General features: G+C 49.2%; 10 protein-coding genes. 2 read left to right on the forward strand and 8 right to left on the reverse strand.

Annotated features, from left to right (window positions below):
- Positions 1 to 137 precede the first annotated feature (137 nt).
- From rodA to NX722_RS17710, 6 genes are all read right to left on the reverse strand, one after another.
- Positions 138 to 1286 (reverse strand): rod shape-determining protein RodA, encoded by a 1149-nt coding sequence (gene rodA / locus NX722_RS17685; RefSeq protein WP_262564174.1) that lies wholly within the window; start codon positions 1284 to 1286, stop codon positions 138 to 140.
- On the reverse strand, positions 1286 to 3160 hold the full coding sequence (gene mrdA, locus NX722_RS17690) for a penicillin-binding protein 2 (RefSeq protein WP_262564175.1): 1875 nt from the start codon (positions 3158 to 3160) through the stop codon (positions 1286 to 1288). The genes rodA and mrdA overlap by 1 nt, the downstream gene beginning before the upstream one ends.
- 75 nt (positions 3161 to 3235) lie before the next feature.
- Positions 3236 to 3703: a 23S rRNA (pseudouridine(1915)-N(3))-methyltransferase RlmH gene (gene rlmH / locus NX722_RS17695; RefSeq protein ID WP_262564176.1), complete on the reverse strand. Its 468-nt coding sequence runs from the start codon at positions 3701 to 3703 to the stop codon at positions 3236 to 3238.
- Positions 3703 to 4059, reverse strand: a complete 357-nt coding sequence (rsfS, locus tag NX722_RS17700; protein WP_262564177.1) for a ribosome silencing factor — start codon at positions 4057 to 4059, stop codon at positions 3703 to 3705. The genes rlmH and rsfS overlap by 1 nt, the downstream gene beginning before the upstream one ends.
- A gap of 114 nt (positions 4060 to 4173) precedes the next feature.
- A complete protein-coding gene (locus NX722_RS17705; RefSeq protein ID WP_262568689.1) occupies positions 4174 to 5412 on the reverse strand; it encodes a glutamate-5-semialdehyde dehydrogenase in 1239 nt (412 codons plus the stop codon).
- 199 nt (positions 5413 to 5611) lie between these two features.
- On the reverse strand, positions 5612 to 7201 hold the full coding sequence (locus tag NX722_RS17710; RefSeq protein ID WP_262564178.1) for an ATP-binding response regulator: 1590 nt from the start codon (positions 7199 to 7201) through the stop codon (positions 5612 to 5614).
- Between the two features lie 212 nt (positions 7202 to 7413).
- Here NX722_RS17710 and NX722_RS17715 point away from each other — a divergent pair, with 212 nt between their 5' ends.
- Both NX722_RS17715 and NX722_RS17720 read left to right on the forward strand, forming a co-directional pair.
- Positions 7414 to 8346 (forward strand): SDR family oxidoreductase, encoded by a 933-nt coding sequence (locus tag NX722_RS17715; RefSeq protein ID WP_262564179.1) that lies wholly within the window; start codon positions 7414 to 7416, stop codon positions 8344 to 8346.
- Positions 8347 to 8937: 591 nt separating this feature from the next.
- A complete protein-coding gene (locus NX722_RS17720; RefSeq protein ID WP_262564181.1) occupies positions 8938 to 9945 on the forward strand; it encodes an AraC family transcriptional regulator in 1008 nt (335 codons plus the stop codon).
- Between the two features lie 391 nt (positions 9946 to 10336).
- On the opposite strand, the gene NX722_RS17725 is transcribed toward NX722_RS17720, so the two are convergent.
- Positions 10337 to 11572, reverse strand: coding sequence for an ISL3 family transposase (locus tag NX722_RS17725; RefSeq protein ID WP_262563604.1), 1236 nt, complete (start codon positions 11570 to 11572; stop codon positions 10337 to 10339).
- 47 nt (positions 11573 to 11619) lie between these two features.
- Positions 11620 to 14142 carry a hypothetical protein gene (locus tag NX722_RS17730; protein ID WP_262564182.1) on the reverse strand — a complete coding sequence of 841 codons (2523 nt, stop codon included), beginning with the start codon at positions 14140 to 14142 and terminating at the stop codon, positions 11620 to 11622.
- Between the last annotated feature and the right edge of the window lie 122 nt (positions 14143 to 14264).

Genomic DNA, 14264 nt, shown 5'->3' on the forward strand with positions numbered 1-14264 from the left:
GTACGAGTACCACGGGCTTCTAAACCTCCCGGGCAGGCTCAGGAAGTCTACCCTGTATCACATCCTTTCCAGACATAGCGGTCTATAAAGGGGGAAATGAGCCGCAGCCGATACGGCTCACTGATAAGATAGAAAAGTCAGCGCATTCGATGATGGAAGGTTTTGTGGGTATGCACCGACATCAACATACCAAAGCCCGCCATCAGTGTTACCAGAGATGTGCCACCGCGACTAACAAAGGGCAAAGGCACACCCACTACAGGCAGCAGGCCACTGACCATTCCGATATTGACAAAGATATAAACAAAAAACGTCAGTGTAATACTACCCGCCAGCAACCGGCCAAACAGCGTTTGAGCTTTCAGGGTAATAAAAAAACCCCGCCCAATAATCAGCGCATAGATCGCCAGCAGCATAAGGCATCCAACCAACCCCATCTCTTCAGCCAGTACGGCGATAATAAAGTCAGTATGACTTTCTGGCAGAAAGTCCAGGTGTGACTGGGTTCCCTGCAACCAGCCCTTTCCATAGAGACCACCGGAACCAATGGCGATTTTAGACTGGATTATATTCCAGCCAGCGCCCCAGGGATCACTTTCCGGATTCAGAAAGGTCAGTACCCGCTGTTTCTGGTAATCCCGCATCAGGAACTGCCAGAACACAAACACGGCAGGAATCGCCAGCATAATGGCAGAAAATATCAGCCGCTTGCGTAACCCCGCCAGCAGCAACACAAACGCTCCCGATGACCCGATCAACAGCGAAGTTCCCAGGTCAGGCTGCTTGGCAATCAGGATAACAGGCACACCGATGATGGTCAGAGTGACCGCAATATCCCTGAAGGAAGGCGGCAATGGTCGGTTAGCCAGATAGGCAGCCACCACAATCGGCATGATCAGCTTGATAATTTCAGATGGCTGGAACCGAATAAAAGGCAACTGAATCCAACGCTGCGCCCCTTTTGACTGGATACCCATAAATAACACCGCCAGCAAGAGCACAACACCACCCGCATACATCCAGGGCGAAAACCGCATCAGCATTCTCGGAGATAACTGGGCAATCACCCCCATACCTACAAAGCCAACCAGCATATAGAGAGACTGCCGGATCACCACGCCCATATCCTTGCCGCTGGCACTGTAGAGAATCAACAGCCCGGCACAGCAAAGGATCATCAGCAATCCGACCAGGAGAAAATCAATATGAAATGTCTCTGACCAGCCCCGGGTCTGGGTAAACCCATGATCGTCATTCAGCTGTCGTACAAAATCCTGTTCAGCCATCAGTTTCTCACCTTCGCTTTCAGAGCCTCGTCTACTGACAGTCCATTGGTCAGGGATGGGTTCAATCTGGGTAACAGGTAATGATCCATAATGGTCTTGGCCACATTTGCCGCACCTTTGTCGTTTTCCACAATCACGGAAATAGCAATCTGAGGGTCTTCAATCGGGGCAAAAGCCACAAACAGACTGTGATCACGTTCGAACTCTTTCAGCTGCTCAGCATCGTATTCTTCCCCCTGGGGGATACTCACAACCTGTGCCGTACCTGTCTTGCCTGCAATTCGGTACTTCAGGTCACGACCAATGCGCCAGTGAGCGGTTCCCCGCGGGTTTTTAATGACGTCTTCCATAGAGTCAATAATTAAATCCCAGTCTTCATCACTGACATCCACATCATGCCCCCAATCAGGGCTTTGAATATCGGGCATATCTTCCTTAACCAGCCGGGGCTGCACGTGCTTGCCCCGATTCGCCAGAATCGTGGTGAACTCTGCCAGCTGCAAGGGTGTCGCCAGGTTATAGCCCTGACCAATAATGGCGATGACGGTTTCGCCCGGATACCAGGGCTGTCCATAAACACCCCGCTTCCATTCACGGGATGGCAAAAGCCCCGGACGCTCTTCGCCGATATCAATGCCGGTGCGCCGCCCCAGACCAAACTGGCTGAGAAAGTCATGCATCCGGTCTATCCCCAGTTTTCCAGCCTGGTTGTAGAAAAAGGTATCATTAGAGCGAAAAATGGCCTTGGGTAAATTCACCCAACCGTCACCTCGGCGTTTCCAGTTACGGAAACGATGCTCACTACCCGGCAGCTGAAACCAGCCCTGGTCGTATATACGAGTATTTTTGTCCACTATGCCATTAGCCAGCAGGGCAAGACCTACAACGGGTTTAATGGTTGATGCCGGCGGATACTCACCCAGCGTCGCACGGTTATACAACGGTCGTTCAATGTTTTTATTTAAGCCATTGAAAGTCTCATAATCAATGCCTGTGACAAACAGGTTCGGATCAAACGATGGATTACTAACCATGGCTAAAACCCCACCGGTCTTGGGGTCCATAGCAACAATGGCGCCACGCCGTCCATCCAGGGCTTCAATCGCAACTTTCTGCAACTCCGTATCCAGATACAGCTCAAGGTCTTTGCCCGGCTCCGATGGAACCTGATTCAATACCCGAAGCACCCGGCCACGAGCATTGGTTTCTACCTCCTGATAGCCGGGCTTGCCCAGCAAAATGGATTCGTAATATTTCTCCAGACCAATCTTTCCGGTCACATGAGTACCACTGTAAAGGGCTGGATCAAGGGTTCTGAGTTCCCGGTCATTAATACGACCAACGTAGCCTACCGAGTGAGAAAAAATACAGCCTTCCGGGTAGTACCGAACCAGGTCAGCATCAATTTCAACACCCGGCAACCGGAACTGGTTGACCGCTATTGTGGCGATCTGTTCATCGTTCAGGTTAAATTTCAGGGGAATGGGTTCATAGGGACGGCGGCGTCTTAGCCGCTGGTCAAAGCGGCGTCGTTCATTATCAGTAACCGGTACTAATGTTGATATGTTTTCGATCAGTTGATCAAGATCGCCTGCCCGTTCACGAACAATGGTCAAACTGCGGCTGGAGCGATTCATCGCCAGCAGCTTGCCATGGGTGTCATAAATCAGGCCGCGAACCGGGGGGATGGTTTGTAGCAGAACCCGGTTTTCTTCAGACTGCGTCGACATTTCATCGTAACGCAGCACCTGAAGATAAAATAACCGGGCGATCAGCACAAACACCAAAACAACCATAAAGAACAACGACAGCCAGACGCGGGTTCCGACAATCCGTTGCTCTGCTTTATGATCCTTTAAGGTATTCGCTGGCATTACTTGTTTCCGTGAAGTTATTTCCCTGCAAATGGGAAACAGTGCTTCCTGTCTGGGAGCCAGAAAAGCTCCTGACTATTTATGATAAGGGTGATTTTTTAAAATACTCCAGGCTCGATACACCTGTTCAGCCACCACCACCCGAACCAGTGGGTGAGGCAACGTCAATGGCGATAAAGACCAGCGCAGGTCTGCCTGTGCCATACAGCTCGGATGCAAGCCCTCGGGACCACCTACCAGCAAACTGACATTGCGCCCGGAGTGCATCCAGTCGCCCATTTTGTCGGCAAGCTGCTCAGTACTCCAGGCTTTGCCGTTAATCTCCATGGTCACCACCAGATCACCCCGCCCGACGGCAGCCAGTATCTGGTTGGCTTCTTTTTCTTGCAGACGATTAACGTCTGCGCCTTTGCTGCGGCGGTTGAGAGGAATCTCAACCAGTTCCAGCTTCAGGTCTGCCCCCAGGCGGCGGCTATATTCGGTATAGCCCTCTTCCACCCAGCCCGGCATTTTTGACCCAACCGTAATCAGCCTGATACGCATCAGGCTTCAGCAGCTTCCGCTGTCTGCTCGACACGACCGGTTTCCCACAGACGCTCAAGATCGTAGAACGCGCGGGTAGCAGGCAGCATGATGTGAGCCACCACATCACCCAGGTCTACCAGAACCCATTCCGACTTGTCTTCGCCTTCCATTCCCAGAGGGCGAACACCGTTTTCCTTGCACTTTTGCACAACATTGTCGGCCACAGATTTTACATGGCGGTTAGACGTACCACAGGCGATAATCATGTAGTCAGTTACGTCTGTCATTTCGGATACATCCAGACATGTCAGATCATTGCCTTTCATTTCCTCAATGGCTTCGATAACCAGCTGCTTTAATTGATCAGATTGCATAAACGCTTTAAGGACCTGTCTCTTTCAAATAAATAGAAAGCCTGTCAAATATTTCTGATAACAGGCTTTTCACATGATGGCATAATGTCGTGTCAAGAGTCAGTCTGCAATCCGTTATTTCCGGATATGACCGTCCCCAAACACTACGTATTTTTGCGAAGTCAGCCCTTGCAGGCCGACAGGGCCACGGGCATGAATTTTGTCGGTAGAAACGCCGATTTCAGCACCCAGACCGTACTCAAACCCATCCGCAAAGCGGGTTGAGGCATTGACCATCACTGAGCTGGAGTCGACTTCGCGCAGGAAGCGGCGACTACGGGTGTAATCTTCGGTCACAATGGCATCGGTATGATGCGAACCATAGTGATTGATATGCGCGATAGCTTCATCCATATCTGTCACGACCCTGATCGACAACACCGGGCCAAGGTATTCCGTCACCCAGTCTTCCTCTGTGGCAGCCACAGCGTCAGGCAGTATACGACAGACCTCGGAACAGCCACGAAGTTCCACACCTATTTCACGGTACTGCGTTGCCAGTTCCGGCAGCAGGCTGTCAGCAACGGCCTGGTTTACCAGCAGGGTCTCCATGGCATTGCAGACACCGTAGCGGTGAGTTTTGGCGTTGATGGCGATATTTGCTGCTTTGGAGACATCCGCTTTGTCGTCAATGTAAACGTGGCAGATGCCATCCAGATGTTTGATCACAGGTACTCTGGCATCTTTACTGATGCGTTCAATCAGCCCTTTGCCACCACGGGGAACAATAACGTCCACATACTCAGGCATCGCAATCAGGGTACCAACCGCAGCGCGGTCAGTGGTTTCCACGACCTGCACAGCCGCTTCCGGCAGTCCCGCTTTTGCCAGCCCTTTCTGAACACAGGCAGCAATCGCCTGGTTGGAAGCAATGGCCTCACTGCCACCACGAAGAATCACGGCATTACCGGACTTCAGGCACAAACTGGCAGCTTCAATCGTCACATTAGGACGGGACTCGTAGATAATGCCAATCACCCCCAGCGGCACTCGCATTTGTCCCACCTGAATACCGCTGGGAAGGTATTTCATGTCGTCGATGCTACCCACCGGGTCTGGCAGGGCTGCCACCTGTTTCAGATTCTCTACCATAGTATCAATGCGGGCATCGGTCAGTTCCAGACGATCCAGCAAAGCATTGTCCAACCCACGGTTGCGACCATTTTCAAGATCAATGGCATTGGCTTTTCGCAACGCTTCCCGCGCGGTCTTCAGCTCATCAGCAATGGCCAGCAATGCCTTGTTCTTATCACTGGTTTCAGCCTTTGCCATCTCGGCACTGGCTTCCCGGGCTTTACGCCCAAGACCGTGCATGTATTCAGTTACCCGCTCTGTCACCGTTGCTTCCCTCCTGAAACACTTTAAGCCTGACTCCTGGCCTGACTCTTAGCTTAAAAAGTCATCAGTCACCGGGTCAGTTTAGCCGTGTATTATACCCGTTAAACCGAACCTCAACACCTGCCGCTTCAGGAGAAAAATAACGGCAACTTTCCACTCATCCATCTGGACATTTTTAATCCACCACTGGCATGGTAAATTCAAAAATAGTTCCGCCTTCCGGGTGCCTCTGGAAACTCATACGACCACTGTGCGACTGTATAATAGAGTGACAGACTGACAGACCAATACCCATGCCGTCGGGTTTTGTCGTGTAAAACGGTGTAAACAGTTTTTCTTCCGCGTCGTCTGCCAGTCCATAGCCCCGGTCAATAACCGACACCTTCACAAACCGCTCCTCAAAGCGTTCTGCTTTCACCCAGACGCCTATATGACGATGTTCCGAGTCGCACATCGCTTCCATACCATTGCGGATCAGGTTCAGCGCCACCTGTTGAATCTGAACCGGATCAACTTTAACCGCAGGCAGATCTGTCGGAACATCCATGTGGATTTCCATGTGATTATTACGGGCATCCACCTCTGCCAGTTTGACGGTATCACTCAACAGTTTGTGCGGATCAACACTACTGAGAACATGGTCCGGCTTTTTCACAAAGGAGCGAATACGGGCAATGATTTCCCCCGCCCGGCGTGCCTGGGTGTTGATCTTATCCATCGCTTCGTAGATCGACTCATACATGGGATCATCCTGATGTTCCAGTCGGTTCATCATACGTTTAGCGACCTGCGCGTAGTTGGAAATCGCGGTCAGAGGCTGGTTCACCTCGTGGGCAAAACCGGCTGCCATCTCACCCATGGTACTCAGGCGGGAAACATGGGTCAGTTTCTCTTTCTGCTGGTCCAGTTCGTCCAGTGCTTTCTGCAGGGCTTCCTGGTTGCGTTTGCGTTCAGTGATATCACGGAACGTGACGACAGCCCCGGTCAGCCTGTCATCTTCGAGAATCGGTGTGCAGGAATAATACACCGGAAAAGCGGTGCCATCTTTGTGCCAGAACAGGGTGTCTTCCACCGCCTTACTGACGCCTTTGTTTAAAGCCACCTGAATGGGCGCAAGGTGCTGACTGTGAGCGCCATTACCCGCCTCACCCAGCATCATGGAAATCAGTCCCTGACCAATCAGATTATCAATGGACCAGCCCAGCATACTGGCTGCCGCAGCATTCGCGAAGGTAATATGCCCCCGGCTGTCGAGGCCAAAAATCCCTTCATTCATGCTTTCCAGAATATTGGCTTTGTCGGCTTCCAGCTGACGGTTTCGGGCTGAAAGAGCCTGTTCCAGACGATGAATCTTCAGCTGGGTTTCCACCCGGGCAATGACTTCTTCTGCCTGAAACGGTTTGGAAATAAAATCAACGGCACCCGTTTCCAGGCCACGAACTTTATCTTTCGTGTCATCCAGTGCCGAGAGAAAAATCACCGTAATTTTGCTGGTGGCCGGATCTTCCTTCAGCTGGCGACACACTTCATAGCCATCCATGCCTGGCATCATGATGTCCAGCAACACCAGCGCAGGTTTCGCCTTATGGGCAATTCTCAGGGCGCTTTCACCATTTTTGGCGATTAACAGCTTATAGCCGCGGCCATTCAGGGTTTGTAACAACACCTGCAAGTTGGTGGGATTGTCGTCAACCAGAAGAATACGCTCTGCATCTTCCGGGGATTCTGTAGAATGTTCTGCCAGATACATCTTAAACCAGCTCAATATTTTCTTCTGGGGAACAGCATAGTCATTGTTACCATTATCAGCGCCAGCAAGTGAGAGTCTGAGAGTCGTTTTTACGTGTCTCTCACCTCAGGCTGACATTCAACGCCTAGCTGCCGGTGGCACATTCTGACAGATTTTCTATCAAACAGCATTTCATCGTTGAATATGTTTCAATACTTCTACCTTTAACTGTGAGTTTGAAATACATCATGAGAGTACTGGTTCTCGGTAAAACCGGTCAGATAGGCCATGAACTGTGCAAACTGCTCGATAACAAAGGCATTACCTACCATGCTCCGGACCGGAGTGAGCTGGATATCTGTGATTCAGCCCGGCTACAAATCTGCATGGAAGACTACCAGCCCACCATTGTTGTCAACGCAGCGGCTTACAATAATCCGGTGATGGCAGAGAACGAACCCTCCCGGTGCTTTGCCGTGAACCGGGATGCGGTGGCAGAACTGGCAGACCTGTGCAACCGCATGAATACCACTCTGATCCATGCCTCCAGTTATCGGGTTTTTGATGGTGAAAAGCAGGAACCTTACACGGAAAAAGACCCCACCAACCCCATTGGCGTACTGGGAACCAGCCGTTTGCAGGCAGAGCAGCAGATTCGTGAACGCTGCCCGAAACACATCATTCTGCGCCTGTCCTGGGTCATCAGTGACCGCCGTCCAAACCTGTTGCGCCGTCAGACTGAGCAGATGATTAAACATCGTGAAGTGTACGTGACTCCTGACCAACTGGGCTGCCCAACTCCGGCCAGCGAAGTGGGCCGGGTGATGATGGCGATTTTGCAGCAGGTCGACTGCGGTGCCGAACCCTGGGGAACCTATCACTACTGCGCCTCAGAGCCAGTGTCTGAAAGTGGCTTTGCTGAAATTGTTATCGCTGAAGCGTCTCAAGTCTGGGAACTCAAGGTTCGCAAACTGATCATGGCCAAAATGGATTCCCGCGAAGGGTTCAAGCCACCGGCCAACGCCACGTTTGAGTGTACTAAAATCCTGAACACCTTTGGTGTACACGCACGCCCCTGGCGTAATGCCCTGTCTGGCATCATTCGCCATTATCACGAAGAGCAAGAGTACGAAAAGCAAGAGTACGAAAAACAAGAGTACGAAGAACAAAAAGACAACTAATGTCGTTTGAACTACCTGAGCTGCCATTGACTGACGCACTGGCAGATCTGTCTGCTGCTCTGCAAAATCACTACAGGGTTATCTAAATAAACTTTAACGCACCTTGCGGAATTCTCCATCCATAGCCTCTCATTGTGAGAGGATCGACCTTTGAAGGTTTGGATGGAGATGGATAGCGAGGCTTGCGTAGAGCAAGTCCCTGTATTACTCTCAAAGCACTGCGAAACCCTGCATAATGGGCTTGGTGGCTGAGACAACAGCCTACTCGACAGACAGATAAGCCTCTGGACAAATACTCAAGCGTCACCGTTGCTGGACTAACTACGAGAAACAAATCAGGAAAACACAACCGTTTTCTGGCTTCTACCGCCGATGCGCTGGGACACAGCGTATGCGTAAAGAGTTCCCCTGTCGTGGTTCGGCAACCTGTACGACAGTGAGAGGCTATGTTATTTGACATAGTGGGTCGCACGTAATTCCCGATTAGAAGACCCTACTAGAATCGGCTTGCCGATTTAGTGGAGAGAGTATGTCACGATCTGCAATCTACAGGTTAGTATTCCGGTTCATGCCCGAAACGATGTAATCACGATGGCACAAGGTTCTAAAGTCACTCCGTTCTCAATTCACAAAGGCTGGCGGGAGCTAATCCAGCAGGCAGCCCGTTCAATAGAGTTACCTCTGGAACCTCAGCAAGCGCATACCGGCGATATTGATGATATACGCGACACCAAAAAGATGCTGGTTCAGGCCTGCAAGGCTTCTGGTGATCCATTGTTTCTGGCCAGAATTGCACAAGGTGTTCAACCACTGACGTTTGGTTGCTACTCCCTGTCCCTGTGGTTGGCACCCAATCTGGCCACCCTGCTTAAAAATGCCAGTGATTACTGCGCTTACCTCTCTATGCCCCTGAGGCTGCAGTACCACCAGACCGATACCGGGGATGCCGAGTTATGGTTGCTTAGCAGCCAGCCCTTTGATGAAGAAACCCGGGTTTCCCATCTGGGCATCACACTGTATCTGGCAGTCCTGCTGAAGTTTATTCATCAGGCTACCTCAGAGCCGGTGACGGATATAGAAGTTCAGATGGGTCAGGTAGCCTGTAGCGAACCGGTCCTTCAGCAGTTTGCAGCTTACTGTCAGTGCTCCATCACCTTGAACCACCCGGTACGAAAAATCTGTATTCGGGCAGAACACCTGCAAACACCACTGAAACACGGTGATAGTGAGCTTTATCTGGGTGTCCTGAGCCTGCTGCGTAGCCAGGTCGAGCAGATTTCGGAGCAGAATATTGTTATGCAGGTCTACCGGGTTCTGGACAGCAAGCCCAGCCTGGCTGACCTGTCGGAAAAACAGGTCGCTTCAGAACTGTTTATCAGTTCCCGCACCCTGAACCGCAGGCTGGCTGCCCTGGGTATGAGCTACCGTGCCCTGCTGGAAAAATACCGGTTTGAAAAAGCCCTGCTGCTGATGCGTGATCCTGATATCACCATGACTGACATTGCTTTCCGACTGGGCTTTTCTGACCTGAGCGCTTTTTCCCGGGCTTTCAAACGCTGGTCCGGAGTTAGCCCGAGCCAGAGCAGGCAGCATCAGTAGCGACTTCGTCTTGACCTGTTCCGCCAACCATTTGGCTTTATTTGCCAATCCTGTAAGGCTTGAACCATGGTAGCTGGCTAAGTTCCCGTTAATGGTTGAAACGTCCAGTGCCCAACTATTCTGCTAATGAATCGGTCAAGATTGATTTTTACGGCTCCTGTTGTATTTTTTTGTCCCGTACTTTAGCCATGGTAGCTTCTCGAACATGCGAGAATCAAAGCTGTTTGGATCTAAATAGTTCACATTCTTTCTGGCCTTAGCCCTCTTAATAAGATTCTCCATAATGATGGCTTTATTAATTACTGCAAGGAATGTTTCCTGACTGGATATAGCTCCAAGCTTTACCCATTCTCTGATAAATTGGTTCTTCCCTGTTTTAAGTGGGTAGTTTTCAACGATGTACGCCAGTGGGGTACAAGTCCAAGCCTCCAAGATGAAAGTAGATCGCTGTCTTATATCTTTCACGGTTTCGAAAGCCACAAGCCCGATTCTTCAAACTCTGAATCTTGCTGTTCACTCCCTCTGCTCGACCGTTATTAGCCTCAAGGACAATAGCGTTGATGATACCCCACAAGTGCTCTTTGACCGTTCTGGCAACTTCTTTTATGGGCTCAAGCCGACATCTCTGCGCCCAGCATAGCCACCTCTTCCAGGCCTTGATTGCCCAAGCTCTGGACTTGTAATTCCATAAGCTCATTGCCATTTGCCGGATGGCCCAGGCGCGAGCTGTTTTAAGTGTCGAGTTTCTCAGTGGTTCGAAGTTATCCCACTGCTCTTCAGACATGTTTTCAGGGTTAGTCAGCCAGTCGTAGCGAGTCCCCTTAAGCAGCTCTACACCTTGGTTTACAAGGGCTTTGTTCTCTTCTATCCGAACCTTGTTGACAGCTTTACCCAGAGACTGAGCAACGTGAAACTTATCAAATGCAATCTTCTGATCTGCGTCTGGAACATTCTCACTGACTGACTTGATGTAAGCCTTGGACATGTCCATCGTCACGCATTCGATCCCCTCTTTATGGTCATAGGGCAGTGTGTCAAAGTACTCGTTGAGACTGTCACTTTTACGGTCATCAGAAACGTGAATAACAACGCCTTGGTCGTGGTCAGTGACCACTGTGACGTATTCATGATGCTTTTGAAATGAGGTTTCATCAACAGCGATTCGTTTTGGTGGCTTAGCATCACGACGAGCCAGTCCTCTCTTCACTGCACGCTGCTGAATACCGTCTATGGCATTCCAACCAAGCTTCATTTGTCGTGCAACTGCCTTCGTAGTTGCCTCCTTTAGCCAGTCAATAACAAGGGCTTCAAACAGAGCTGTATATCGAGAGTCAGATTCAGCCCAGGGCACATTGATGGCTAACACCTTATGCTCAGGGCACTGGGTCCGTGGAACCCTGGCAACTAGAATAGTCTGAAACTGACAGGTATCCAGATGACGCCACTTCTGAGTGATGTGGTCGTAGCCAGAGCAGGGCTTATCGCAAACACTGCATTTGCAGGCCTTTTTACCATTGTGTTCAATGAATACCCGAACCTGTTGATCCTGTAATGACAATTCAACTTCAGAAACGAACCAAGGAGACTCAATACCCAGTATTTGAGAATAGAGTTGCTTATCACGCATCGGTGCATCCTTGCATTGAGTGCTTCAGAATATAATAAATCACCCACTCAAATTGAGGAAGAGCCGATAAATTCTAAATTACCTTTTTGGACTGCCTTTTCAAGCCCCTTATTAAGCTGGTCAACGTCAAAAGGAGCACCAAGTTCTCTCCATTCTTTGGCAGAAGTTGATCTACCACGTTCGGCTGCTTTTTCAAGCCCCTTAGCAAGCTGACTAGCGTCAGCAACAGCACCAAACTTTATCCAGTGCTTAGCTTTGCTGGAACTTCCTCTCAAAATAGCTTCTTGAAGCCCTGCATCTGCGATACCCGGAGAGAGTGAAGCGCCATCAGCTAGTTCATGGGCGTATTGAGAGTAGGAATATTTGCTGCTCTGCATGAGCTCTACGGTGATCAATGAGGTAATGGTATCGCCTCCCAATTTAATCAGTGCTTCTATAGCTTTGGTTTTATTAATTGAAAATGCGTGACTCAACCCTGCCTCCAAAACTTCAGGCTGAGCTTGCTTAATTAACTCTTTTAGCAACTCTTCTTTGCGATAAGTGTATTTACTTATCGCGGTCTGCATAATCTCGGTGGTAACGACAGCTCCGTGAGCGAGATAACTGTTTGCAATAGAATAAGAATCACGATTTTTGGAACACAGACCTTTGAGCAGCAGGGTCATAGCAGGCCCATAGTCTGTGTCTCCAAGCATAACCAAATTTTCAGTTCTATTTACATCGTTATCAGCCACAGCTTTTTCCAGCTCGGCATCAATATTTGCTTGATTAACTTTGGCTCCATTTTCTTTGAGTAACTTAGCGTTCCAGTATTTTCTTTCCTTCACAGCGTTCACAAACTCGTCATCCAACAAAGGCTGTGAGAATTTTTTTGATAGCCATTTAAACCAAATGATTGGGTATGCATATAAATCTTCTACTTTATGTATATCTGCAAGTTCTGCCTTTAGTCTTGCCAATATCAGCTTATTCCATTCTTCAGATTCAATATTTATAAAATTTGACTTGATCCACAGGTCTACCCAAGGCGCAATGATTCTAACTTTGTGCCGAATAACCATCTCTGGTTCATAACCGATAAATTTTGATAGCTTTTTTATTATGAAAGAAAGCTCCAGCGTAGCTCCTTGTTCTATCAGTTTCTCTGCTTGCGAGAACGCATGTAAGTCACCAAATATTGTGGCTTTTTTCAGTGCTTCATTCAGTTCTTTATTATCTTTCTCCTGAACCGGGCTTTTGGTAGCTTCCTGTTGTCCAAGACAGTCCTGACAGTAAGATTTAGACGCCACTACCGGCTTTCCACAATTCATGCATTTAATATTCTGTGATGGGGGATGATCACCGTCGCCATCATCAGCCTTTCCATCTCTGCCACGATGCTCATTTATGCTTTTGTCTGATGGTGCAGCATGTTGGTGCGATGTTGGCTGTTGGGTCTTTTGCGCCTCGCCACTTTGCCCACTGCTTTCCCTCTGTTCCCCTCCTGGCTGGCGGACGGGGGCAGGTGCTTTTCCCGGAATTAATGCGAGCAGACTTAAACGATCAAGGATTAACGTAGGATTGGTTCCATAAAGCTTGTTCAAATCAGGATTCTGTTTTACCCATTGCCAATAGGCCGCTGTCGGATCAACGGGGTTTTGTGATAGTGCCCTGAGTACTCTCGGGTCCTGATGATGATTGCGTTTTACCATTACCCTCCATAACTCTACAGGTATTGCTATATTGGTGCTTCTCCAGCTGTCGTGCCAGACAACAAGGTAAATGGCCGGTCGCCTTTGTTGCTTTTTATAAGGCTGAAGCCCGGTCAGGGTCAGGATAATAGAAAGCTTTTCCAGTGACCATTCATAGAGCGTTCGCTCTAAGCCGCCCCCGGGGCGTTTCCAGAAATCGTCTTTATCATCCGGGTCATCGTCAAAAGCTCCGCCGGATGCGTATACGTCACCTTTTCCACTATTCTGTTTTGGTTTTTCATAAGGCATTAAATAGTTTTTTGAGGAATTAACGGGGAGGTCATCCGCAGTGGTGATGACAACCTGAGTGGGTACAGGCTCTTCATCCTCAGTCGCTTTGGCATTATTGGTGAAAGATGCGCAGTCGGAATTAAAGCGCCACTTTCCCGGGTCATAATGGATAACATCACGGCCGGAAACTGACTGGATTTTTAAAAGTACTGATACATTGTGACCTTGAGAAGGTTCGTTATATAAACTGCCATTATTGGATGAAGTAAAATGGGGCGGGTCAAATGATTTACTCCGGTCGAAAGGGACTTCTTTTCGAGACTTGAAACAAAGTCGTATATAAGTGCTGTCGGGAAGAACCTGATTATCAAGAGACTTTTTTCCAGTGGTGAGCCACTCAACCAGAATACTTCCCGGATTTATTAAGTAGCTGTCGTCTTCTTGATTACTGGAGGTTCCTACCGTTTTTATTGAGGGTTCTCCCCGTGTATATTGAATTTGTATAAAGGCATGGGCGACAGGGCTGCAAAGAAAACCGGTGAAAAAGAGACAAAAATATCCAGTCAGCCAATAGAATATAAACTGACTGAAACTTTTATGTTGCTTCATGACAGGTCACTCTGATTTTACTGAGCTCAGAGTCTAGTCAGTATTTTATGAGATGCAAATAGAGCAGAAAGCAACAGTAACATCTTCTGTTCCTTGAGTATTTCCGGGAAACATTCAAGGAA

Origin of the sequence: Endozoicomonas gorgoniicola (assembly GCF_025562715.2) — a bacterium.
GTDB classification, from domain to species: Bacteria; Pseudomonadota; Gammaproteobacteria; order Pseudomonadales; family Endozoicomonadaceae; genus Endozoicomonas_A; species Endozoicomonas_A gorgoniicola.